The organism is Actinokineospora sp. PR83 (assembly GCF_021056305.1).
In the GTDB taxonomy this organism is placed as follows: domain Bacteria; phylum Actinomycetota; class Actinomycetes; order Mycobacteriales; family Pseudonocardiaceae; genus Actinokineospora; species Actinokineospora spheciospongiae.
Genome location: NZ_JAJCXD010000009.1, coordinates 14,157 through 37,001, shown reverse-complemented (window position 1 = coordinate 37,001; position 22,845 = coordinate 14,157). Strand labels below are relative to the sequence as shown.

Annotated in this window: 19 protein-coding genes and 1 tRNA gene; 11 read left to right on the top strand and 9 right to left on the bottom strand. The window is 72.1% G+C overall.

Annotated features, from left to right (window positions below):
* The first annotated feature begins 10 nt into the window (after nt 1–10).
* Nucleotides 11–1,015, top strand: a complete 1,005-nt coding sequence (locus tag L6E12_RS02730) for an ArsA-related P-loop ATPase (RefSeq protein WP_236226272.1) — start codon at nt 11–13, stop codon at nt 1,013–1,015.
* Nucleotides 1,012–2,133: an ArsA family ATPase gene (locus L6E12_RS02725; RefSeq protein WP_236226271.1), complete on the top strand. Its 1,122-nt coding sequence runs from the start codon at nt 1,012–1,014 to the stop codon at nt 2,131–2,133. Before L6E12_RS02730 ends, L6E12_RS02725 begins: the two co-directional genes overlap by 4 nt.
* A gap of 39 nt (nt 2,134–2,172) precedes the next feature.
* On the opposite strand, the gene L6E12_RS02720 is transcribed toward L6E12_RS02725, so the two are convergent.
* On the bottom strand, nt 2,173–2,487 hold the full coding sequence (locus L6E12_RS02720) for a WhiB family transcriptional regulator (RefSeq protein WP_035287197.1): 315 nt from the start codon (nt 2,485–2,487) through the stop codon (nt 2,173–2,175).
* Nucleotides 2,488–2,721: 234 nt separating this feature from the next.
* Between L6E12_RS02720 and L6E12_RS02715 the strand changes: the two genes are divergently transcribed.
* Nucleotides 2,722–5,220: a transglycosylase domain-containing protein gene (locus tag L6E12_RS02715; protein WP_236226270.1), complete on the top strand. Its 2,499-nt coding sequence runs from the start codon at nt 2,722–2,724 to the stop codon at nt 5,218–5,220.
* Nucleotides 5,221–6,413: 1,193 nt separating this feature from the next.
* On the opposite strand, the gene L6E12_RS02710 is transcribed toward L6E12_RS02715, so the two are convergent.
* A complete protein-coding gene (locus L6E12_RS02710; protein ID WP_236226269.1) occupies nt 6,414–6,884 on the bottom strand; it encodes a GatB/YqeY domain-containing protein in 471 nt (156 codons plus the stop codon).
* Nucleotides 6,885–6,954: 70 nt separating this feature from the next.
* Between L6E12_RS02710 and L6E12_RS02705 the strand changes: the two genes are divergently transcribed.
* Both L6E12_RS02705 and L6E12_RS02700 read left to right on the top strand, forming a co-directional pair.
* A complete protein-coding gene (locus L6E12_RS02705) occupies nt 6,955–7,920 on the top strand; it encodes a metallophosphoesterase (protein ID WP_236226268.1) in 966 nt (321 codons plus the stop codon).
* A 16-nt stretch (nt 7,921–7,936) separates the two neighbouring features.
* Nucleotides 7,937–8,010, top strand: a tRNA-Pro gene (locus L6E12_RS02700).
* Nucleotides 8,011–8,221: 211 nt separating this feature from the next.
* Here L6E12_RS02700 and L6E12_RS02695 read toward each other — a convergent pair.
* The gene (locus L6E12_RS02695; RefSeq protein WP_236226267.1) at nt 8,222–10,063 is read right to left on the bottom strand and encodes a prolyl oligopeptidase family serine peptidase; all 1,842 of its coding nucleotides are present in this window, start codon (nt 10,061–10,063) and stop codon (nt 8,222–8,224) included.
* A gap of 81 nt (nt 10,064–10,144) precedes the next feature.
* On the opposite strand from L6E12_RS02695, the gene L6E12_RS02690 reads away from it, so the two are divergent.
* Nucleotides 10,145–10,789, top strand: coding sequence for a hypothetical protein (locus L6E12_RS02690; RefSeq protein ID WP_236226266.1), 645 nt, complete (start codon nt 10,145–10,147; stop codon nt 10,787–10,789).
* Between the two features lie 449 nt (nt 10,790–11,238).
* A complete protein-coding gene (locus tag L6E12_RS02685) occupies nt 11,239–11,859 on the top strand; it encodes a hypothetical protein (protein WP_236226265.1) in 621 nt (206 codons plus the stop codon).
* 21 nt (nt 11,860–11,880) lie between these two features.
* Here L6E12_RS02685 and L6E12_RS02680 read toward each other — a convergent pair whose 3' ends face one another.
* The 4 genes from L6E12_RS02680 to L6E12_RS02665 all read right to left on the bottom strand — a co-directional run bounded on the left by L6E12_RS02680 (nt 11,881) and on the right by L6E12_RS02665 (nt 16,700).
* On the bottom strand, nt 11,881–13,068 hold the full coding sequence (locus L6E12_RS02680; protein WP_236226264.1) for an MFS transporter: 1,188 nt from the start codon (nt 13,066–13,068) through the stop codon (nt 11,881–11,883).
* Nucleotides 13,069–13,174: 106 nt separating this feature from the next.
* Nucleotides 13,175–14,248: an alpha/beta hydrolase gene (locus L6E12_RS02675; RefSeq protein WP_236226263.1), complete on the bottom strand. Its 1,074-nt coding sequence runs from the start codon at nt 14,246–14,248 to the stop codon at nt 13,175–13,177.
* 125 nt (nt 14,249–14,373) lie between these two features.
* A complete protein-coding gene (locus tag L6E12_RS02670; RefSeq protein WP_236226262.1) occupies nt 14,374–15,435 on the bottom strand; it encodes an aspartate-semialdehyde dehydrogenase in 1,062 nt (353 codons plus the stop codon).
* Nucleotides 15,435–16,700 carry an aspartate kinase gene (locus L6E12_RS02665; protein WP_236226261.1) on the bottom strand — a complete coding sequence of 422 codons (1,266 nt, stop codon included), beginning with the start codon at nt 16,698–16,700 and terminating at the stop codon, nt 15,435–15,437. The genes L6E12_RS02670 and L6E12_RS02665 overlap by 1 nt, the downstream gene beginning before the upstream one ends.
* Nucleotides 16,701–16,941: 241 nt before the next feature.
* On the opposite strand from L6E12_RS02665, the gene L6E12_RS02660 reads away from it, so the two are divergent.
* The 3 genes from L6E12_RS02660 (at nt 16,942) to L6E12_RS02650 (ending at nt 20,103) form a co-directional block, all read left to right on the top strand.
* Nucleotides 16,942–18,156 carry a hypothetical protein gene (locus tag L6E12_RS02660; RefSeq protein ID WP_236226260.1) on the top strand — a complete coding sequence of 405 codons (1,215 nt, stop codon included), beginning with the start codon at nt 16,942–16,944 and terminating at the stop codon, nt 18,154–18,156.
* Nucleotides 18,146–18,751, top strand: a complete 606-nt coding sequence (locus L6E12_RS02655; RefSeq protein WP_236226259.1) for a nitroreductase family protein — start codon at nt 18,146–18,148, stop codon at nt 18,749–18,751. Before L6E12_RS02660 ends, L6E12_RS02655 begins: the two co-directional genes overlap by 11 nt.
* Before the next feature lie 134 nt (nt 18,752–18,885).
* On the top strand, nt 18,886–20,103 hold the full coding sequence (locus L6E12_RS02650; RefSeq protein WP_236226258.1) for a glycosyltransferase family 39 protein: 1,218 nt from the start codon (nt 18,886–18,888) through the stop codon (nt 20,101–20,103).
* Here the strand turns inward: L6E12_RS02650 and L6E12_RS02645 are convergent.
* Together L6E12_RS02645 and L6E12_RS02640 are read right to left on the bottom strand one after the other, a co-directional pair.
* Nucleotides 20,100–20,444: a YggT family protein gene (locus L6E12_RS02645; RefSeq protein WP_236226257.1), complete on the bottom strand. Its 345-nt coding sequence runs from the start codon at nt 20,442–20,444 to the stop codon at nt 20,100–20,102. The genes L6E12_RS02650 and L6E12_RS02645 overlap by 4 nt on opposite strands.
* Nucleotides 20,445–20,508: 64 nt before the next feature.
* Nucleotides 20,509–20,805, bottom strand: coding sequence for a hypothetical protein (locus L6E12_RS02640; protein WP_236226256.1), 297 nt, complete (start codon nt 20,803–20,805; stop codon nt 20,509–20,511).
* A 240-nt stretch (nt 20,806–21,045) separates the two neighbouring features.
* Between L6E12_RS02640 and leuA the strand changes: the two genes are divergently transcribed.
* Nucleotides 21,046–22,839 carry a 2-isopropylmalate synthase gene (leuA, locus tag L6E12_RS02635; protein ID WP_236226255.1) on the top strand — a complete coding sequence of 598 codons (1,794 nt, stop codon included), beginning with the start codon at nt 21,046–21,048 and terminating at the stop codon, nt 22,837–22,839.
* Nucleotides 22,840–22,845 lie beyond the last annotated feature (6 nt).

The following is a 22,845-nucleotide window of genomic DNA, read 5'->3' as shown; positions in this document are numbered from 1 at the left end:
GGCTGAAACGGTGACCACCCCCGTCGTCGGCTGGACCGAGCAGATCGCCCGCGCCCGACTGCACGTGGTGACCGGCAAGGGCGGCACCGGCAAGAGCACCGTCGCGGGCGCCCTCGCGCTGGCCCTGGCCACCGGCGGCAGGCGCGTCCTGCTGGTCGAGGTGGAGGGCAGGCAGGGCATCGCCCAGCTCTTCGACACCCAGCCGCTGCCCTACACCGAGGAGAAGGTGGCCTCGGCCCCCGGTGGCGGGGAGGTGCGCGCGCTGCACGTCGACGTCGAGGCGGCGCTGCTGGAGTACCTGTCGATGTTCTACAACCTGGGCTTCGCGGGTCGCACGCTGCGCAAGATGGGGGCGATCGAGTTCGCCACCACGCTGGCGCCGGGCCTGCGCGACGTGCTGCTCACCGGCAAGATCAAGGAGTGCGTGACGCGCACCGACGAGTCCGGTCGGCACGCCTACGACGCGGTGGTCGTCGACGCCCCGCCGACCGGCCGGATCGTCAAGTTCCTCGACGTGACCAAGGCCATGGCCGACCTGGCCAAGGTCGGGCCGATCAAGGGGCAGAGCGACGGCGTGGTCCGGCTGCTGCACTCCGGCGACACCGCGGTGCACCTGGTGACGCTGCTGGAGGAGATGCCGGTGCGCGAGACGATGGAGGCGGTCGGCGAGCTCGACGGGGCGGACCTGCGGCCCGGCGCGATCATCCTGAACCGGGTGCGCCCGCCGCGGCTGCCCGCGCACTCGGTGACCGCCGCCGCCGACGGCCGGGTCGACGCGGGCCGGGTGCGCGAGGGGCTGACCTCGGCCGGGTTGGCGCTGTCGGCCGACGACCTCGACGGCCTGGTCGAGGAGACGGTGGAGCACGCGGTGCGGGTGCAGGCCGAGCAGCGGGCCAGGGAACGGCTCGCGGAGGTCGACCTGCCCGCGGTGGAGCTGGCCGAACTGGTCGACGGGGTGGACACCGGGGCGCTCTACGAGCTGGCCGAGGCCCTGGTCGAGCAGGGGGTGCGATGAGCGGGCTCAACGTCGACACGCTGATCGACGACCCGGGGACGCGCGTCATCGTGTGCTGCGGGTCCGGCGGTGTGGGCAAGACCACGACCGCCGCGTCGATCGCGGTGCGCGCGGCCGAGCGGGGCCGCAAGACGGTGGTGCTGACCATCGACCCGGCGCGCAGGCTGGCACAGGCGCTGGGCCTGGAGGAGCTGGGCAACACCCCGAAGCAGGTGTCGGTCGACGGCTTCGCCCCGACCGGCGAGCTGAGCGCGATGATGCTGGACATGCGCCGCACGTTCGACGACATGGTGCTGGCGCACGCGGGTGAGAAGCGCGCCGAGGAGGTGCTGTCGAACCCGTTCTACAAGACCATCTCCTCGTCGTTCTCCGGCACCCAGGAGTACATGGCGATGGAGAAGCTCGGCCAGCTCGCCGCCGAGGGCACCTGGGACCTGATCATCGTCGACACCCCGCCGTCGCGGTCGGCACTGGACTTCCTGGACGCTCCGCAGCGGCTCTCCACCGCCCTCGACGGGCGGATGATCAAGCTGCTCACCGGGCCGGTGAAGGCCGGTGGGTGGGGCATCCGCAAGGTGGTCAGCGCCGGGTTCGGGCTGTTCGCCAAGGCCGTGTCGACCATCGTCGGCGGGCAGCTGCTCGCCGACGCGTCGGCGTTCGTGCAGGCCTTCGACGGCATGTTCGGCGGGTTCCGCGAGCGGGCGCGCAAGACCTACGAGTTGCTGCGCTCCACCGGCACCGCGTTCGTGGTGGTGGCCGCGCCGGAACCGGACGCGCTGCGCGAGGCCAGCTACTTCGTCGAGCGGCTGGAGGCGGAGTCCATGCCGCTGTCCGGGCTGGTCGTCAACCGGACCCACCCGGTGCTGGCCAAGCTGCCCGCGGCCAAGGCGCTCACCGCGGCGGACAACCTGGACGCGGCCGAGGAGGCCCCGCTGGCCGCGGCGGTCCTGCGGCTGCACGCCGACCGGGTCGCGCAGGCGCAGCGGGAGCGCAGGCTGGTCAACCGGTTCACCAAGGCGCACCCCGGGGTGCCGCTGGTGCACGTGCCCGCGATGGCCGCGGACGTGCACGACATCAACGGGCTGCGCCGCATCGGTGAGCGGCTGACCGGGGCCTGACCCGCCCGGTGCGGGCGGGTCGAGGCCGGGTGACCGACCTCAGCCGACGCGGACTTCCTCGTCGTCGAAGCTGTGCCTGCGGCGGGCGTCGTCGAGCAGTTCGCGCCAGTTGTCGACGTCGGGGCGCCTGCGCAGCAGGGCGCGTCGCTCGCGCTCGGTCATCCCGCCCCAGACACCGAACTCGATCCGGTTGTCCAGTGCTTCGGCCAGGCACTCGGTGCGCACCGGGCACGCGATGCAGACGAGCTTCGCCTTGCGCTGCTCGGCGCCGCGGACGAACAGCCCGTCCGGGTCCTCGTCGCGGCACGTCGCGCGCACCCGCCAGTCCGCCTGCTGCTGGTTCTCGAGATACATGTGTCCCCCACCCCTGTCGTCGTCAGCGACCCTGGACCGATACCCCCCGGTATCGGGTGCCGATCTGCCTGCCGCGGGAGCGGCGAGGCTGATCAGCGCTGTCGTGAGACGTTGACGGACTCTAGTGCGTGACGGTTCCATCGAGAACCTCCAGAGACCCAGCCGTTACAGAATGTCAATGCTTTAGCGGGCGGCTCCGGGTGGACCGACCGGGTGACGCGTACCCTGGATCGCGTGCGTGTGGGAGACAGCCTGCTGAAGATGCTCGGACTGTGCCTGCTGGCGGGGGTGCTCGTCGCGGGCATGCTGTTTCCGCTGGTCGGGGCCGTGGGGGTGGCGTCGAACCGGGCCAGCGACACCATCGACAGCGTCTCGGCCGACCTGGTCGCGACCCCGCCGCCGCTGATCACCACGATCACCGACAGCGCGGGCAACCCGATCGCCTCGCTCTACGACCAGTACCGCATCCCGGTCTCGTCCGAGCAGATCTCCCCCACCATGAAGGCCGCGCTGGTCTCGGTGGAGGACCGCCGGTTCTACGAGCACCACGGGGTGGACTGGAAGGGCACCATCCGCGCCGCCATCTCCAACCAGAGCGGCGGCGACACCCAGGGCGCGTCCACGCTGACCCAGCAGTACGTCAAGAACTACCTGATCAACGTGGTCAACCGGGACAACAAGACCGAGCAGTCCAAGGCCCAGGAGCAGACCATCGCGCGCAAGCTGCGCGAGGCGCGGATCGCCATCCAGCTCGAGCAGAAGATGAGCAAGGAGGACATCCTCGCCGGCTACCTCAACGTCGTGGAGTTCGCCTACGAGGTCTACGGCGTCGGGGCGGCGGCCAGCGCCTACTTCGGCACCACCGCGGACAAGCTGACCGTCGCCCAGGCGGCGCTGCTCGCGGGCGCGGTGAACAACCCCGTGCTCTACAACCCGTGGCGCAAGCCCGCGGAGACGCTGCAGCGGCGCAACGTCGTGATCGACAAGATGCTGGAGAACCAGAAGGTCACCCCGGAGGTGGCCGAGGCGGCGAAGAAGGAGCCGCTCGGCACCCTGCCCACCCCCCGCAAGCCCGCCGCGAACTGCGTCGGCGCGGGCCCGGAGTACGGCTTCTTCTGCCAGTACGTCTTCGAGTACCTCGAGCGCCTCGGCTTCTCCGAGGACCAGATCAAGACCGGCGGCTACACCATCAAGACCAGCTTCGACGCCCGCGCCACCCAGTTGGCCAAGCAGGCGGCGATGAACGAGGTGCCCAAGACCCAGCCGGGCATCGCCAACACCATGGCGATCATCCAGCCGGGCAAGGAGCGCCACCAGGTCGTCGCGCTGGTGGCCAACCGCGACTACGGCCTCGACGCCAACAACGGGCAGACGACCTACGGCCTGCCCAGCCGGGTGGCGAACAAGTTCGGCGCGGGCTCGATCTACAAGATCTTCACCTCCGCCGCCTACCTGGAGAAGGGGGGCGGCATCAACAACATCATCGACGTGCCCGCCTCCTACACCTCCAACGTGTTCAGCGGTGGCGGCTCGAAGTGCCCGCCGGGCGGCGTGGACGGCACGAAGAAGTACTGCGTCTCCAACACGGGCAACCCGCCGTCCAAGATGACGTTGCAGACCGCCCTGGCGACCTCCCCGAACACCGGGTTCGTCATCCTCGAGGAGCGGGTCGGCATGGCCCCCATCGTGGACATGGCCAGCAGGCTCGGCCTGCGCACCACGATGGCTTCCAGCATGGGCGGCGTGGACCCGGACCCGGCGGCCTCCGCCCCCGAGTACCGGTTCAGCCAGTCCGACTTCTTCAAGCCGATGGGCAACAACGCGGGCAAGGCGTCGTTCACCCTCGGCCCCGGCCCGGTGAGCACCCTGGAACTGGCCAACGTCGGCGCGACCCTGATGAGCGGCGGCGTGTGGTGCCCGCCGACCCCGCTGCTGGAGGTGCGCGACCGCAACGGGAAGAAGATCGAGGTCAACGAGGCGCCGTGCGAGCAGGCGGTCGCCGAACCGCTGGCGAACACCCTGGTCACCGGCTTGAGCAAGGACGACATCGAAGGCACCTCCCGCGCTGCGGCCCAGGCGTCGAAGTGGGCGCGCCCGATGATGGGCAAGACCGGCACCACCCAGGAGTACAAGTCGGCGGGCTTCCTCGGCGCCACCCCGCAGTACGCCGCGGCGGTCCTGACCTTCAACGACAGCCCCAAACCCCAGGGCATCTGCGACACCGACCCGCCCCGCCTCTGCGGCACCGGCGGCAACATCTACGGCGGCAAGGTGCCCGCCCGCACCTGGTTCCAGACGATGACCCCGCTCCTGGAGGGCCAGCCCGCCCTCCCACTGCCCCCGACCGACCCGCGCTACCTCGACGGCGGCCCGGAGATCCGGGTGCCGGACGTCATCGGCAAGAGCAAGGACGAGGCCACCCAGATCCTGCAGCAGGCCGGCTACCAGGTCGTCGCCAAGGAACGCCCCGACGCCGCCGCCAAGGGCACCGTCGTCAGCCAGTCCCCCCGCGGCGCCGCGCTGACCGGGGAAACCATCACCATCCAGGTCAGCACCGGCTACGTCCCCCCACCGCAGACCTCCGAAGCCCCATCGAACCCCACCGCCCCACCCCCCGGCACCGACCCCGGCGGCGGAGCAGGCACTCCCCCACCCGCCAACGGCGACCCGGGCCAAGGCGGCGGCGACCCCGGCAACACGGGCAACCCCGGCAACGGGGCACCCGCTCCCTAGGTCCGAGCAGTACGTGGGCCCCGCACCCCGGTGGGTGCGGGGCCCACGGCCATTCCCAGGCAAACCGCCTCAAGCCAAGCCGCACGCACCAAGCAAGGACACACCGGCCGAAGCCGCACCAGGCAGGCCGAGCCGGACTGCGCCAAGCGCGCTGACCGAATGAGGCCAGGCCGAACCGAGCCCCACAAGGCAGGCAGAGCCACGCCGAGCCGAGCCAGACAAACCAGCCCGAAAAAACCAAAACCGGCCCGAGCTGGCCGAGCCAAGCGGATAACCCGAACCGGACCAGGCTGAGCCGGGCCAGCCGAGCAGCCGGGCGGACTTGGCTGGACCAAGGCGGCCGAGCCAAGCCGGTCAGGCAGGCCGGGCCCGGGCTGATCGAGGCAAGCCGGGCACGTCGTGCCGGCTGGACCGGGCCGAGCTGATCGGGCTGAGCAGCCCAGGCTGGGCCGTGCTGACCGAGCCGGACTGGGCCGAACCAGGCTGGGACTGGGTGGGCCGAGGCCGCGCTGGGCGCACCCGGGCCAGGCCAGGCCAGGCACGGCGGCCAGGCCAGGCGGGCCGGGCAGGGCAGGGTCGGACTGGCCGAGTCGGGGCCGGGCGCGCTGGGCTGAGCGGGTCGGGTCAGGCGGGCCAAGCCGAGCCGCCGGGTCGGGAGGCTAGGCCGAACCGGACTGACCGAGGCAAGCCAGGCACACCAAGCTGAGCTGGTCGGGTTCGGCAGGCAGGCGGGCCGAGTTGAGCTAGCCGAGCCGGGTCAGACCCGAGCTGCGTTGGCCAGCCAGGCCGGGTCAGGCTGGAGTGAGCGGGCCGACCGTTCGAACCGGGCTGAGCCGTGTGAGCTGCACTGAGCGGGCTGGGTCAGGCGGGCAGCCGGGTCGGGCGGGCAGCCGGGTCGGGCGGGCAGCCGGGCAAGGCTGAACCGGGCCGAGCGGGGTCGAGCCCGGGCGGGTGGCGTTGAGCGGGTGGGCTGGTGCGGCTGGCCGGGCGGAGTCAGGTCGTTGTGGGGGATGAGCCAGGTTGGTGGGGGCGCGATGGGGCGGGGAGCACCGAGATGCGGTTCGCCGGGGGCGGATGCGGTCGGGGGATGTGGTGGTGCGATTGGGCGTTGCGGTGGGGCGGGTGGGGTGGCTCTCCGGAAAGCGCGAGGGCGCCCGGGAAGTTTCCCCGGGCGCCCTCGAGTGGGTGCGTGGTCAGCCCGTCAGGCGGGCCTTCACGGCGGCGGCGACGCGGCCGCCCTCGGCGCGGCCCGCGACCTTGGCGTTCGCGGCCTTCATGACCTGGCCCATCTGGCGGGGGCCGGGGGTCTCGCCGAGTTGGGCGGTGACCTCCTCGACCGCGGTGGCGACCAGGGCGGTCAGCTCCGCGTCGTCGAGTTGCTTGGGGAGGTACTCGTCGAGGACGGCGGCCTCGTCGAGTTCCTGTTGGGCCTGCTCGGCGCGGCCCGCGCCCGCGAAGGCCGTGGAGGCCTCCTTGCGCTTCTTGACCTCGCGGGCCAGGACCTTGAGCACCTCGTCGTCGGTGAGCTGCACGGCCTCGTCGCCCGCGACCTCGGCGGTGGTGATCGCGGCAAGTGCCATGCGCAGGGTCGCGACCCTGGTCTTCTCCCGGCCCTTCATCGCGGCGGTCAGGTCCGCCTGCAACCGGTTCTTCAGCTCAGCCATGCGACGAGCGTAACGGGCCAGGCCAAACGAGTTGTCGGCGCCGACGGCGGCGCACCGTACCCTTTGGGGTGTGAGTGACGTCGTCAGGAACCTCAGCCGGATCGCACTCGGCACCACCGCGGTCGGTGCCGCCACCCTCGCCTACGCCGCGGGCTTCGAGCGCACGCACTGGACGCTGCGCCAGGCCACGCTGCCCGTCCTCGCCGAGGGCGCGCGGCCGCTGCGCGTGCTGCACATCTCCGACCTGCACATGATGCCCGGGCAGAAGTCGAAGCAGCGCTGGGTCGCCGCACTGGACGAGCTCAACCCGGACCTGGTGGTCAACACCGGGGACAACCTCGCGCACAAGCAGGCCGTCCCGGCCGTGGTGCGCGCGCTCGGCCCGCTGCTCAACCGGCCCGGGGTGTTCGTCTTCGGCAGCAACGACTACTACGCGCCCAAGCCGAAGAACCCCGCGCGCTACCTGTTCCCCTCCGACAAGCGCTTCCACGGCATCCCGCTGCCCTGGCGGGACCTCCGCGCCGCCATGCTCGAACACGGCTGGTACGACCTCACCCACACCCGCACCATGTTCACCGTCGACGGCCGCACCATCGCCGCCGCAGGCGTCGACGACCCGCACCTCAAGCGCGACCGCTACGACGAGATCGCGGGCAAGCCCGACCGCCAGGCCACCCTCCGCCTCGGCGTCACCCACTCCCCGGAGCCCCGCGTCCTCGACCGCTTCGCCGAAGACGGCTACGACCTGGTCCTGGCGGGCCACACCCACGGCGGGCAGCTGCGCATCCCCGGGTACGGCGCCATCGTCACCAACTGCCTGCTCGACCGCTCCCGGGCCCGGGGCAGCTCCCGCTGGGGCGCCCACACCTGGCTGCACGTCTCCGCCGGGCTGGGCACCTCGCCCTACGCGCCGGTCCGCTTCGCCTGCCCGCCCGAGGCCAGCCTGCTGACCCTCGTACCCCGCACCACCAGCGCAAACCCCGCCCTCGACGCCACTAGGGGAGCCCGCTTCAACCCCGGTGCGGGCGTCAGGTAAGCTTATCTCGTTCCACCGGGGTGTGGCGCAGCTTGGTAGCGCGCTTCGTTCGGGACGAAGAGGTCGCAGGTTCAAATCCTGTCACCCCGACGGGCGATTGGGCGGTTCCTGTCTGCGGAGAGCGCAGACCGGGATCGCCCTTTCCTCGTCCTGGGGGGCGACCCCCCAGACCCCCACGGTGCGGGCTCCTCACCCGGGCGGGCGCTGGGCATGAATCGGGAAACCAGCACCGGAACGACTTCGCAATGCAAGTTGACAGGCCCAAGCAGTGCACGCTTGGGCCTGTCAATCTTGTGTGGTGCTACCTGAGGTTGAGGGACTTCAGGGCGAAGTGGACTTCGATGAGGGACTGCTTGATGGTTTCGGCTACCACCAGGGAGCCGTGGCCCGCGTCGTAGCGGTACATCTCGTAGGGGATGTCTCGGGTGGCGAGGCGGTCGAGGTAGTTGTCGATTTGGCGGATGGGGCAGCGGGGGTCGTTCTCGCCTGCCAGGACGAGGACCGGGGCCTGGACCTGGTCGACGTAGGTCAGGGGGGAGCACTCGACGTAGCGGTCGTGGACCTCGGTGGGGGAGCCGCCGAAGAGGGCTCGGTCGAAGGCTCGGAGGGGTTCCATCTCGTCTTCGTAGGCGGCGAGGTAGTCGGCGACCGGGACGCCCGCCACGCCTGCTGCCCACAGCTTGGGTTGGGTGCCCAGGGCCAGGAGGGTCAGGTAGCCGCCCCAGGACGCGCCGTTGACCACGCACTTGGCCGGGTCGGCCAGGCCGGATTCGACTGCCCAGGTGTGGACGGCGGCGACGTCCTCCAGTTCCGTGAGGCCGGGGCGGCCCTCGATGGCGTCGCGCCAGGCTGAGCCGTAGCCGGTGGAGCCCCGGTAGTTGACGTGGACGACCGCGAAGCCCGCGTCGAGCCACAGGGCCCGGTAGGCCGAGAAGCGGTCCTCGTCGGCGGCGTGGGGGCCGCCGTGGAGGCTGAAGACGGTGGGGAGGGGGCCGTCCGGGGCGTCGGTGGGGCGGGCGACGAGGGCGTGGACGCGGCCGTTGGCGTACTCGACGAACGCGTCCACCAGCGGGGCCGAAGGTGGGGCCGGGTCGCCGGGTGGGGTGAGCAGGACCCGGTCGGTGCCGTCGGTGAAGAGGGCCCGGACGGCGGTGGGGTGGGCCGCGTTCGACGTGGAGTACTCGACCGTGCCGTCCTTGCGGGTGTGGGCGGCGCCGACGACACCGGGCGGGGTATCCAACGTGGACAGGGTGCCGGTGGTGATCTCGTAGCGGTGCAGCGTGTTGCGGGCCTCGTGGGTGTGCACGATGAGCAGTGCCGCGCCGTCGGTGTACCAGCCCGCGGTGACCTCGCCGGGGAGGTCGAGGGCGATCTCGGTCTCGGTGTCGGTGGCGACGTCCCAGATGAGGAGTTCCTCGCGGCCGTGGCGCTCGTGCAGGACGAGGAGCCGCTGGTCGCCCTCGACGGGGCTGAAGGCGATGCCGTCGAGGCCCTTGCCGGGGCCGTCCCACTTCTCCGCGACCGCGGTGCCGTCGGCGACCGACAGGACGCGCAGGGCGGGGTGGCGGTTGTCGCCGTGCTCGGAGTGGGCGATGGCCAGCAGGGTCTCGTCGAAGGACAGGGCTGCGACGCCGCCGTCGTTCTCGTTGCGGTAGACGACCTCGGCTTCCGCGCCGCCGCGGGCGAGGTAGACGGTGGTGCCGTCGTCGTCGGCGACGCCGACCGCGACGACCTCGTCGCCGAGCTCCAGGCCCGCCGGGTAGCCGGGCTTGGCGCCCGCGACGGCCGGTTCGGCCGCCGCGCCCGCCGGGCGGCCGCCGTAGGGCTCGCGCACCCAGGAGCCGAACTCGTCGCCGTCGGTGTCGTCGAACCACCAGATGTGCTCGCCGTCCGGGCTGACCGTGGCGTGCAGGGTGCCGTTGGGGCGGTCGGTGACCTGGCGGTGGGTGTCGGTGGCCCGGTCCCAGGCGTAGATCTCCCACACGCCGCTGGCGTTGGAGGCGTAGACGGTGCGGTCGGGCGCCTGCCAGGCCCAGTCGGGCAGCGAGACCCTGGCGGCGTGGAAGCGGGCCCGCCAGCGCGCCTCCGCCGCGGCGTCGGTGAACAGGTGGTCCGGGACCTCGGCGCCTGGATGATTCGTCACCTGCCCGATCCTGCCAGGCCGGTAGGCTCGCCGTCGCCCGCCGCCAGGGGCGGGTCGCGGGGTACGGGGGCGGGGGCGGGCATGGCTGAGCAGTGGTCCGGGCAGGTCGGCGCCGGTGGCCAGTACTTCCCCGGGGGCATGGTGAGCCCGCCGCCGAAGCGCCCGACCGGGTTGTGGGTGGGGCTGTCGCTGCTGCTCGTCGTGCTGCTCGGGGCGGTCGCCTGGCTGGTGGTGGCCACCGGCGGCACGCCGCAGCGGCGGGGGGCGCCCGACGACTCGCTGACCAAGGTGGTCACCGCCTCCGACGGCCGCAGCCGGATGACCGTGCCGGAGGGGTGGCGCGAGCTGGCCGCGGAGTACCGCGACGAGCGCGCGGTACTGGCCCAGGGGCAGCTTTTCCAGGAGCGCTACGTCATGGTCGTGCCGTTCGACAAGGCCGACTACGCCGACTTCCCCGACTTCGAGGAGGCCACGGTGAGCGAGCTGGCGAGCGGGGGCGTGCTGAAGGTCGACCAGGGCACACCGATGCGGTTGGGCGGGCGCGCGGCGGTGCGCTACGAGATGAGCGGCTCGATCGACGGCGTGGACGCGCTGTTCTGGCAGACCCTCGTCGAGGGGGACGGGGCGTACTACCAGATCATCGCCTGGACGCTGGAGGACCGCCGGGACGCGGCGGGACCCGCGCTCGACGGGGTCGTCGCCACATTCGAGGAAATCGGCCCCTGATCCACTTTCTCGGGATGATCGGAATGTGAGTGCGGGCCGGTGTGTGGCCGCGGGTGTTCGTGCGGCGGCCGCTCCCGGACCATTTCGAGCTGGACGGCTTGGCCGCCACCGCGCGAATCGAACCGGACCAGGACGCCGGATGCAGCGGAGGCCCGCCCTGCGCAGGCCATCACCATCACCGGGAGACGGAAAGCCCTGGTCGGAGGAGGTGCGGTGGTGTCCCCGGCGTTGGTCGTCCCCCGTCAGCGGCCCGCCACACCCCGTTGTCGGTCGGGGCCGGGAATCGATTGTGGAACGCCGTGGGCGAATGGGTGGTAATACTGCTCCGCAGGTGAGTCGGCCGGGTGGGAAATCGATCAGGCCCCCAGGGGTACCCGTTCAGTCGAACAGATGTGTCATACCCCCGCGATAGAATTCTCCCGGGAGCACGACCCGCCAGGGAGGACCGCATGGGGAACGTTGTTGTCGCCACGTCGTCGTTCGTCGAGTACGCCGCCGCCGGGCGGCGGGGCCGCACCGAGATCGTCGCCGACCAGCACGCCAGGGCCGTCGACGAGGAGCACTACGCGCACGTCTTCTACCGGCCGGTCATCGAGGCCGTCCAGGCCTGTGTCACCGACCCCGACCCGGCGGCCACGCTCGCCGCGGCCGTGGAAAAGGCCGAGCTGAACGGACAGGCCCGGGCGTTCACCGAGGTCGCCGACGGTTTCCTGCGCTGGTGGCGCGGCCGGGGGGCGACCCCGGTTGCGGTGGGGTCGGCGCTGCTGGGCTTCGGCAGCCTGGACCTGTCGGTGAGCCCGCACCTGGCGTTCGAGGACCGCCACGGCGACGAGCACGTGGTGCTGCTGTACCTGAAGGAGGCGCCGCTGCCCCGCGACGCCGCCAACGCCGCGCTGCGGGTGCTCGACCGCTGCATGCCCGAGCTGCGGCCCGGGGCCCGGCCGCTGGTGCTCGACACCCGCCGCGGCCGCGAGCTGCGCCTCTCGCGCAGCGTGAACGTGCCCAAGCTGGACGCCTGGCTCGCCGCCGAGGCGTCGGCCTACCTCACCCACTGGTGCCGCACGGCGTAGCGGCCCCCCGGCGGCTCCCGCTCAGGGGGCCGCCGGGACCTCCTCCGGCGCGGGGTGGCCGACCCGCGCCAGCAGCCACGCGGCCAGGGCGACCAGCAGCCCGCCGAACCCCGCCGCGGCGAAGCCCAGCACCGCGTTCCCGTGGTCGAGCACAAAACCGACCGCGGGTGCGCCCAGGGCGACGCCGAGGGTGAACGCCGAACTCTGCAACCCGGCGGCCTCGCCCGCGGCGGCGGGTGGCGCCAGCCGGGCGACGCCCTCCCCGGTGGCGGCGACGGTCGGGGCGCACACGGCGCAGGCGGGCAGCAGCACCAGCGACAGCAGCCACCACGGTCCACCCGCGACGAACCCGACCGGCAGGGTGAACGCGCTCAGCAGCGCCATCAGGGCCAGTTGCGGCAGCGAGCGCCGGACGAGGCCGTGCACCAGCCCGCCGATGGCCGAGGCCAGCGAGCACCCGGCGACCACCACCCCGGTCCAGTCGAGCTGACCGGTGTCGCGCAGCGCGGCGACCAGGGCGACGTCGATGCCGGACAGCACGAACGTGGCGCCGCCCGCGACGGCGAGCACGCCGACCAGTCGCGGGGTCAGCCACTCCCGGCGCGGCACCCTGGTCGGCGCGCCCGGCCCGGTCTCCGCCTTGACCTTCGGGTCCATCACCGCGAGCGCCCCGCCCGCCAGGAACACCGCGACGCCGAGCAGCGTCGTGGCGGTGGCCGTGGAGAAGCGGGTGGCGAGCAGGACGGCGACCGCGGGGCTCACCATGAACGACAGCTCGGTCGACACCGAGTCCAGCGAGTACCCGGTGCGGCGCAGTTCCGGTGGGGCGACCGCGGCGATGGCTTGGCGCCCGATGGCCATGGCGGGCAGCGCCACGACCCCGCCGACGAACGCCACCGGCAGCAGCGCCTCGTAGGGCAGGAACCGCATGGTCAGCCAGAACGCGGTCTCGCCCAGCGTCACCACGACGAGCATCGGGCGCAGGCCGTAGCGGTCGACGACCCGGCCGACGTAGGGCGAGCCGACCGCCATGCCGACGGTGACCGCGGCGCCGACCAGCCCCGCCTGCCCGTAGCCCCGGTCCAGGCCCACCGCGACGTGCAGCGTGAGCACCATCGTGGTGGCGGCGCCGGGCACCCTGGCGAAGAAGAGCAGGAGCATCAGGGCGGGCATGCCGGGGAGGCCGAGCAACCGGCGGTACTGCTGCATGGGTCGAATGTCGCCGGGCCCGCCGGGGCGGGTCAACCGGATATCGGCGCCGCCCCGGCCGGTGCTCCGCTCGTCGAGCGGGGCACCGACTGGGCATGGCGGGAGATCAGGTGTCCAGGTCGGCGCCCTTGCGGCCGCTGAGCGCGAGGCCGGTGCGCAGCGCGCCGGTCGCCTCCGACAGCGCCTCGCGGAACCGGGTGCCGACGCCGAGGATGTTGATGTAGCCGTGGATGAGGTCGGCCTGCCTGCTCTTGACCACCGGCACGCCCGAGGCGGCGAGCCGGTCGGCGAAGGCCTCGCCCTCGTCGCGCAGCGGGTCGAACCCGGCGGTGGCGACGTAGGCGGGCGGCATCCCGCTGAGGTCCTCGGCGAGCAGCACCGAGAACCTCGGGTCGCCGCGGTGCTCGCGGCCCGGCATGTAGTGGTCCATGAACCAGTCCATGTCGTCGCTGGTCAGGAGGAACCCGTCGGCGAACAGGTCGCGCGAGCGGCGTCGGGTGGTGCCGTCGGCTCCCGGGTAGAACAGCAGTTGGAACGCCGGGACCGGTCCGCCCGCGAGCACCTGCTGGTGGGAGACGACCGCGGCGAGGTTGCCGCCCGCGCTGTCCCCGCCGACGGCGATCAGGTCCGGGTTCACGCCCAGGTCGGCGGCGTTGGCCACCGCGTGGCGGAAGGCGCTCACGGCGTCATCGACCGCGGCCGGGAAGGGGTGTTCCGGGGCCAGCCGGTAGTCGACGGAGAGCACCTTGACGTGCGCGTTGACCGCGATGAACCGGCAGGGGTTGTCGTGGCTGTCCAGCGAGCCGATGACCCAGCCGCCGCCGTGGTAGAAGACCAGCAGGGGTGCGTCGTCGCCCACCCCGGCGGGTTCGTAGAGCCGTGCCGGGACGTCGCCGAGCACCAGGCCGCGCACGGTCACCGGCTCGATCGGCGGGCCACCCACGAGGGCCTGCGACGCATCCAGCTTCCGGCGCGACGTCTTCGGGGTGTCGTGCACCATCCCGGCGCCTGCCAGCCGCTGCAGGGTGATCAGCAGTTGGGCGTCGAGGGCCAGTTCCTGCCCGTCGATCCGGATGGGCTTCCCCGCGATGGCCCGGCGCAGCGGCCTGGGCAGCGCGTACACCAGCCTGGCGCAGAGTGCCTGTGCCCGCAGCGGGACCCGGTTCATCAGCGTTGACATCCAACCTCCTGGTTCAGCCCCCACCCACCACGTTACTCATTGGTAACCAGGGGGGCGAGAGGTCGCCGGGAAAGCACGCGCGAGCGGCCCCCGAGGGGAGGCCGCTCGCGCGTGGGGAGAGCGGGTCAGGCCCGGGCGGCGAGCACCTCGGCGATCTCGTAGGTGTTCAGCGCCGCGCCCTTGCGCAGGTTGTCCCCGCACACGAAGAAGTCCAGCGTGTTCGGGAAGTCCAGCGCCTGGCGCACCCGGCCGACGTAGGTCGGGTCGCCGCCGACCACGTCCGCCGGGGTCGGGAAGACGCCGCCCGCCGGGTCGTCCTGCAGCACCAGCGTCGGCTGCTCGCCGAGGATGCGGTGGGCCTCGGCGACGGTGACCGGGGCGGCGAAGGTGGCGTGGACGGCCAGCGAGTGCGTCGTCACCACCGGCACGCGCACGCAGGTCGCCGAGACGGCCAGGTCGGGGATGCCCAGGATCTTGCGGGCCTCGTTGCGGACCTTGAGCTCCTCGCTGGACCAGCCGTCCTCCTTGAGCGAACCCGCCCACGGCACGACGTTGAAGGCCAGCGGGGCCGGGAACGGCGAGTCCGAAGGGGACAGACCGGCGGCGGCCAGCGCCTCGCGCACGTCACCGGCCCGCTCCCCCACGCCCTTGCCCGCGACCGCGGCGACCTCGGCGTGCAGCCGGTCGATGCCCTCCTGCCCGGCGCCCGAGGCCGCCTGGTAGGACGCGACGACCAACTGGCGCAGCCCGAACGCGCGGTGCAGCGCGCCCAGCGCCGCCATCATCGACAGCGTGGTGCAGTTCGGGTTCGAGATGATCCCGCGCGGGCGGTCGGCCACCTTGTCCGCGTTGACCTCGGGCACGACCAGCGGCACGTCGTCGTCCATCCGGAACGCCCCGGAGTTGTCCACCGCGATCGCGCCGCGCTCGGCGGCGATCGGCGCCCACCGCGCCGACACCTCGTCCGGCACGTCGAACATGGCCACGTCGACGCCGTCGAAGACCTCCGGCGCCAGCGCCTGCACGGTCAGCTCCTCGCCGCGCACCACGATCTTCTTGCCCGCCGACCGGGGTGAGGCGATCAGCCGCACCTCGCCCCACGGCCAGTTCTGCCTGCTGTTCATGATGTCGACCATCACGGTGCCCACGGCGCCGGTGGCGCCCACGAGGGCCAGGACCGGTGCCATCAGCGACCACTCCCGCCGTAGACGATCGCGGCCTCGTCGCCCGCGAGGTCGAACGCCTCGTGGATGGCGCGGACCGCCTCGTCGAGCTGGGTGTCGCGGATGAGCACCGAGATCCGGATCTCCGAGGTGTTGATGATCTCGATGTTCACCCCGACCTCGGCCAGCGCCTCGCAGAACTGGGCGGTGACGCCGGGGTGCGAGCGCATCCCGGCGCCGACCAGCGACACCTTGCCCACGTGGTCGTCGTAGAGGACCTGCGCGAAGCCCAGCTCCTCGCGCACCTTCTCCAGCGCCTCGACCGCGGTCGGGCCGTTGCTCTTGGAGAGGGTGAAGGTGATGTCGGTCTTGCCGGACACGGTGCTGGACACGTTCTGCAGCACCATGTCGATGTCGATCTCGGAGTCGGCCACCGTGCGGAAGATCCGCGCGGCCACGCCCGCGGTGTCGGGCACGCCGACCACGGTCACCTTCGCCTCGGACCGGTCGTGCGCGACGCCGGTGATCATCGCCTGTTCCACGGTCAAGTCCTCCATTGCCCCGGACACCGTGGTGCCGGGCCTGTCGCTGTAAGACGATCGGACATGGATCGGCACCCCGTAGCGGCGCGCGTACTCGACGCAGCGCAGCATGAGCACCTTGGCACCGCTCGCCGCCATCTCCAGCATCTCCTCGTAGGTGACCTGGTCGAGGCGCTTGGCGTCCGGCACGATCCGCGGGTCGGCGGTGTAGACCCCGTCCACGTCGGTGTAGATCTCGCACACGTCGGCGTTGAGCGCGGCGGCGAGCGCGACCGCGGTGGTGTCCGACCCGCCGCGGCCCAGGGTGGTGATGTCCTTGGTGTCCTGGCTGACGCCCTGGAACCCGGCCACCAGCACGATGTAGCCCTCGTCGAGCGCGGCTCGGACCCGGCCGGGCGTCACGTCGATGATGCGCGCCTTGCCGTGCGCCGAGGTGGTGATCACCCCGGCCTGCGAGCCGGAGAACGAGCGCGCCTCGGCGCCGAGCGCGGCGATGGCCATGGCCACCAGCGAGTTGGAGATGCGCTCCCCCGCGGTCAGCAGCATGTCCATCTCCCGCTGCGGCGGGACCGGGTTGACCTGTTTGGCGAGGTCGAGCAACTCGTCGGTCGTGTCCCCCATCGCGGAGCAGACCACCACGACGTCGTTCCCCGCTTTGCGCGTGGCGACGATCCGCTCGGCGACCCGTTTGATCCGGTCGGCGTTCTCCAGCGAGGATCCGCCGTACTTCTGGACGACGAGCGCCACTGCGTGCAACCTCCTCAAGCCGCGAGCGGACGCGGCCGACAGCCCGCGCCGCATGTCTCGGCTGAGCGTACCTGCGCGGACGGCCCAGACCGGTGTTCCAGTGGCCGTCACCACTGCCCGTCGACACGGTCCGTCACCGGGTGGGCTGAACGGCGCGGCGCCGCCCGACCGGCCCGGTATCGTCGCCCACTACGGCGCGGCAGCGCAGGAGGAGTACGGCGACCGAATGGGGAGGGTCGGGGTGTCCGCGACCGACGTGACCAGGTCAGCGCCCGACCGCGCACCGGAGCAGCCGGTCGAGGTCCCGGAGGCGCCGGGGTCGCGCCGCGTGGACTGGGGCAGGCTCGTCCACCTGGTCCTCCCGGCCGTGGTGTACCTCGGCATCCGGCAGGTCAGCCTGCTGATGCTGACCTGGCTGGCCGACCACAAGGGCGTCCGCGCCTCCGACGTGCTGCGCTCCTGGGACGGCGACTGGTTCCTGGCGATCGCCGAGGGCGGCTACTCCGGGGTGCCGACCAAGCTGGTCGACGCCTACGGCAGGCACTCGATGGAGACGCCGCTGGCGTTCTTCCCCGGCTACCCCAAGGTGGTCGGGCTGCTGACCTGGCTGGGCTTCCAGCCGGTGGCCTCCGCGCTGGCGGTGAGCGTGGTCGCGGGCATCGCCTGCGCCTACGCCCTCACCCGACTGGGCGAACTCGTGCGCGGTGGGTCGCGGCGGGTCGGGCTGGTGCTGGTGGCGCTGTTCGCCGGGTCGCCGATGGCGATCTCGCTGTCGATGGCCTACTCGGAGGCGCTGTTCTGCGCCTTCGCCGCCTGGTCGCTGGTGTTCCTGGTGCAGCGGCGCTGGGTGTACGCGGGCCTGTGGTGCGCGCTGGCCGGGCTGGTCCGCACGACCGGGGCGGCGCTGGTGCTGGCCGTGGGGCTCGCCGCGCTGATCGCGGTGGTCGGCCGCAAGCAGGGGTGGCGGCCGTGGGTGGGCGGGTTGCTCGCCCCGATCGGGTTGCTCGGGTACCTCGGCTGGGTGGCGGTGCGGACCGGGGAGTGGAACGGCTGGTTCGCCCTGCAGGAGCGCGGCTGGGACTCGCACTTCGACTGGGGTGCGGCCACCTGGCGGTTCGCCGTGAACCGGCTCGCCGACGGGCGCTCCATCCTGGAGGTCGGCACGGTGGCGCTGATCGCGCTGTCGCTGGTGCTGGTCGGGGTGGCGGTCCGGCACCGGTTGGAGTGGCCGCTGTTCGCCTACGGCGTGGGCGTGCTGGTGATGGACCTGGGCGCGAACGGGATGATGGGCTCCAAGGCGCGGCTGATGATCCCGGCGTTCACCCTGCTCATCCCGGTGGCGGTGGCCCTGGCCAAGCGCCGGACGTCCACCGTGCTGCTGGTGCTCGCCGGGTTCGCCCTGGTCGGTTCCTGGTTCGGCGCCTACGCCCTGACAGCCTGGGGCTATGCCATCTGACCCGCGGCCGTCCGACCCGCACCCCTGCGACCCGCACCCGCTGATCCGCGACCGCTGGAGCCCGCGCGCCCTCGACCCGGCGGGCGTGGTCCCGGCGGCGGCGCTGACCAGGATGCTCACCGCCGCGCGCTGGGCGCCCTCCTACGGCAACACCCAGCCCGCCCGCTACCTCGTCGGTCCACGCGGGACGGACACCTTCGACCGGGTCCTGGCGCTGCTCGACCGGGGGAACCGGGCGTGGGCGGGCAACGCGGGCGCGCTGCTGGTCGGCTGCGCGGAGACCGCCAACGCCAAGGGCGAGGTCCCCTACGCCGAGTACGGGCTCGGGCTGGCGACGGAGAACCTGGTGTTGCAGGCCGTGGCCGAGGGGCTGGTGGCGCACCAGGTGGCCGGGTTCGACCGGGCTGCGGTGGCCGCCGGGTTCGGCCTGCCGGACTCGGTGCGCCCGCTGGTCGTCGTCGCGGTCGGGGTGCTCGGCCCGCCGGAGCTGCTGCCGGAGGACCGGCGGGCTCGGGAAACCGCACCGCGCGTTCGGCTCCCGCTGACAGAAACGGCCTTCACCGGGAGCTGGGGAACGCCGTACGACACGGCGTGAGTTGTTGCCGCGTGATGATTTCCCGGTGATCTTTCGTGGATCCACCATCTGGTCGGGCGACACCCAACCCCGGTATCGTCGTTATCTCGATTGTCGAGCCGTCGGGGTCGACCACCACCGGGGAGGGGCCGGTCTTGTCCGCCACCGAGTTGAGCGAGTCCGTGCGCGACGAGGCGGTCGGGACCCCGCCGCGATTATCGGGACCGGAGGACGCGGACCGGGTCGGGAAGCTCCACCGCGCCGTCCACCTGCTCCTGCCCGCCGTCATCTACCTGGGCATCCAGCAGTTCGCCGTGCTGGTGCTGTCCTGGCTGGCGGGCAACAAGGGCGTCGAGCTGCGCGACGCGCTGAAGTCCTGGGACGGCTGGTGGTTCCTGGCGATCGCCGACGGCGGCTACGGCGGGGTGCCGACGATGATGGTCGACTCGTTCGGCCACCGCGACGAGACCACCCCGCTGGCCTTCTTCCCCGGCTACCCCAAGCTGGTGGGCCTGGTGTCCTCGATCGGCGTCGACACCCTGACCGCGGGCCTGGTGGTCAGCGCCGCGTCCGGGGTGGCCTGCGCGTACGCGCTGGCCAGGATGGGCGAACTGGTGCGCGGCGGCTCCCGCCGGGTCGGGCTGGTCCTGGTCGCGCTGTTCGCGGGCTCACCGATGGCGATCTCGCTGTCGATGGTCTACTCCGAGGCCCTGTTCTGCGCGTTCGCGGCGTGGGCGCTGGTGTTCACCCTGCAGCGGCAGTGGATCCACGCCGGGGTGCTCTGCGCCTGCGCGGGCCTGGTGCGCACGACCGGCGCGGCGCTGGTGGCCGGGATCGGGCTCGCCGTGCTGGTGGCCGTCGTGGCGCGCAAGGACAGCTGGCGGCCGTGGCTGGGCGGGTTGATCGCCCCGCTCGGGCTCTTCGGCTACCTCGGGTACGTCGCCGTGCGGACCGGCGAGCTCAACGGCTGGTTCGCCCTGCAGGAGCGCGGCTGGGACTCGGGCTTCGACTGGGGCGTGGCCACCGCGAACTGGGTGGTGGACCGGTTGTCCGACGGCCGGTCGATCCTCGACTTCGTCGAACTGCTGGTGCTGGCGGCCTCGCTGGTGCTGGCCGCGGTGGCGTTCCGGCGGCGGCTGGAGCTGCCGCTGGTGGTCTACGGGGTGCTGGTGCTGATCATGACGTTCGGCTCGAACGGGACCATGGCGTCGAAGATCCGGCTGATGGTGCCCGCCTTCACCCTGCTGATCCCGGTGGCGATCGGGTTGGCCAAGCGGCGCACGTCCACCGTCCTGCTGACGCTGACCGGCTTCGCCCTCGTGGGCTCGTGGTTCGGCGCCTACGCGCTCACGCTGTGGGGGTACGCGATCTAGCCGAGGCGGCGGATGAGCCGGACGACCACCGAGGTCACCACGAGCCAGAACACCGCCGCCAGGCCGTAGTTGACCAGCAGCCCCAGCTTGGCGTCCTCCGGGGTGAACAGCGTCTTGAAAGCCAGCGACAGCGGTTCGGCCAGGCCGCGCACGAAGCTCGCGATGGGGTTGTCCGGGTTGGCGTTGCCCATCACCAGCACCACGTGCAGCACGAGCACGAGCGCGATCAGCCTGCCGACCCACCCGGCGATCGCGGCGAGGAGACCTACCGCCTTGGCCCGCACCACAGCGGGCCCCCGACGGCGGGTCTCCTCACCGGTCTTCTCGGCGCGCTCAGCCATGAGCGCAGTCTGGCACGTGGACCCGCGACCCGCCGCGACCCGGTCGACGCGGCGCGCGGACCGGTCAGCGGAGCACGCGGGCGAGCAGACCGGCCACGACGAGCCAGAAGACCGCGGCCAAGCCGTAGTTCACGATCACGTTGGCGGTGTAGTTCTCGATGGGGAACAGCCCGGGGAAGAACAGGGCCAGGGGTTCGGCGATGGAGCTCATGAAGCGGACGAACGCGTTCGCCGTGTTCGCCCCGAGGACGATCAGGAGGATGTAGACGACCTCGATGATCGCGAACAGTGCGCCGATCCCGGACACGATGCGGGCGGCGCTCCCACGGGTGCTGGTGCCGTGCCATCTGCGAGTAGCCATGTCCGGAAGATTCCCGAAACTGACCGGTCTCTAACTGCTCCGATCAGCCCAATGCGGACGGTCGCCCACCATGTGGACGGGTGGGTTGCCCGAAACCGGTGGTGCCTCGCTAGGGTGTGGGTGTGGCGCGTGCTCTCCTGCTTCTCCGCCGCGACGGGGTCTGACCCAGACCGGCTCCCCGTCGCGGAGGTCGGCGTTTCCGCCGGTCGCTCGACGACCCGTAAGCAGGAGACCCCCATCATGAGCAGTGTTCCCGAGAACATCGGCAACGCCCCCAGCCGCCTGCGCACCCCCGCGCGACCGGCACCGGACACCCAGCCCGCGTGGAACCCGCAGCGCGGCAGCTCGATGCCCTTCCACCGCTACCGCCCGTTCCCCGAGCTGGTCGAGAAGGTCGACGTACCCGACCGCACCTGGCCGACCAAGCGCATCGAGCGCGCCCCGATGTGGTGCGCGGTCGACCTGCGCGACGGCAACCAGGCGCTGATCGACCCGATGTCCCCGGCCCGCAAGCGGCGCATGTTCGACCTGCTGGTGCGCATGGGCTACAAGGAGATCGAGGTCGGCTTCCCGGCCGCCAGCCAGACCGACTTCGACTTCGTCCGGGAGATCATCACCGAGGGCGCCATCCCGGCGGACGTGCGCATCCAGGTGCTGACCCAGGCCCGCCCGGAGCTGATCGAGCGCACCTACGAGGCGCTGGAGGGCGTGCACAGCGCGATCGTGCACCTCTACAACTCGACGTCGATCCTGCAGCGCAAGGTCGTGTTCCGCTCCGACCGCGCGGGCATCAAGAAGATCGCCACCGACGGCGCCGAGTGCGTGCTGGCCTTCGCCGAGAAGTACCCGGACACCGACTTCCGCTTCGAGTACTCCCCCGAGTCCTACACCGGCACCGAGCTGTCCTACGCCGCCGAGGTGTGCAACGCGGTGGCCGCGGTGTGGCAGCCGACCCCGGACCGCCCGATGGTCGTCAACCTGCCCGCCACCGTGGAGATGGCCACCCCGAACGTCTACGCCGACTCCATCGAGTGGATGCACCGGAACCTGGACAACCGGGACTCGCTGGTCCTGAGCCTGCACCCGCACAACGACCGCGGCACCGGCGTCGCCGCGGCCGAGCTGGGCTACCTGGCCGGGGCGGACCGCATCGAAGGCTGCCTGTTCGGCAACGGTGAGCGCACCGGCAACGTCGACCTGGTCACCCTGGGGATGAACCTGTTCAGCCAGGGCATCGACCCGCAGATCGACTTCTCCGACATCGACGAGATCCGCCGCACGGTCGAGTACTGCAACCAGCTGCCGGTCGCCGAGCGCCACCCGTGGGGCGGCGACCTGGTCTTCACCGCGTTCTCCGGCAGCCACCAGGACGCGATCAACAAGGGCTTCGACGCCCTGCGCGCCGACGCCGAGGCGGCGGGCACCCCGGTCGAGGACCACCCGTGGGAGGTCCCGTACCTGCCGATCGACCCGAAGGACGTGGGCCGCTCGTACGAGGCGGTCATCCGGGTCAACTCGCAGTCCGGCAAGGGCGGCGTCGCGTACGTGATGAAGACCGAGCACCAGCTCAAGCTGCCGCGCCGCCTGCAGATCGAGTTCTCCCAGGTCATCCAGGCGGTGACGGACTCCGAGGGCGGCGAGGTCGGCCCCAAGGAGATGTGGGACGTCTTCGCCACCGAGTACCTGGACCGCGTCAGCCCGCTGCGCCTGCGCCGCCACCGGATCTCGGGCAACGAGGACGGCACCAACGAGATCCACGCGACGGTCGACGTCGAGGGCGACTCCCACGACGTCACCGGCAGCGGCAACGGCCCCATCGCCGCCTTCGTCGACGCCCTGGCCACGGTCGGCTACGACGTCCGCGTCCTGGACTACTCCGAGCACGCCCTCACCGCGGGCGACGACGCCCGCGCGGCGGCCTACGTCGAGTGCGCCATCGGCGACCGGGTCCTGTTCGGGGTGGCCGTGGACAGCTCGATCGTCTCCGCCTCGCTGCGGGCCGTCGTGTCCGCGGTGAACCGCGCCTTCCGCTGATCCGCC

Coding starts and splice junctions, on each gene's coding strand:
- L6E12_RS02720 (WP_035287197.1), bottom strand. CDS start 2,487: ATGTATCTCGAGAACCAGCAGCAGGCGGACTGGCGGGTGCGCGCGACG.
- L6E12_RS02640 (WP_236226256.1), bottom strand. CDS start 20,805: ATGGCTACTCGCAGATGGCACGGCACCAGCACCCGTGGGAGCGCCGCC.
- L6E12_RS02725 (WP_236226271.1), top strand. CDS start 1,012: ATGAGCGGGCTCAACGTCGACACGCTGATCGACGACCCGGGGACGCGC.
- L6E12_RS02680 (WP_236226264.1), bottom strand. CDS start 13,068: ATGCAGCAGTACCGCCGGTTGCTCGGCCTCCCCGGCATGCCCGCCCTG.
- L6E12_RS02675 (WP_236226263.1), bottom strand. CDS start 14,248: ATGTCAACGCTGATGAACCGGGTCCCGCTGCGGGCACAGGCACTCTGC.
- leuA (WP_236226255.1), top strand. CDS start 21,046: ATGAGCAGTGTTCCCGAGAACATCGGCAACGCCCCCAGCCGCCTGCGC.
- L6E12_RS02645 (WP_236226257.1), bottom strand. CDS start 20,444: ATGGCTGAGCGCGCCGAGAAGACCGGTGAGGAGACCCGCCGTCGGGGG.
- L6E12_RS02710 (WP_236226269.1), bottom strand. CDS start 6,884: ATGGCTGAGCTGAAGAACCGGTTGCAGGCGGACCTGACCGCCGCGATG.
- L6E12_RS02690 (WP_236226266.1), top strand. CDS start 10,145: ATGGCTGAGCAGTGGTCCGGGCAGGTCGGCGCCGGTGGCCAGTACTTC.
- L6E12_RS02685 (WP_236226265.1), top strand. CDS start 11,239: ATGGGGAACGTTGTTGTCGCCACGTCGTCGTTCGTCGAGTACGCCGCC.
- L6E12_RS02655 (WP_236226259.1), top strand. CDS start 18,146: ATGCCATCTGACCCGCGGCCGTCCGACCCGCACCCCTGCGACCCGCAC.
- L6E12_RS02670 (WP_236226262.1), bottom strand. CDS start 15,435: ATGGCACCGGTCCTGGCCCTCGTGGGCGCCACCGGCGCCGTGGGCACC.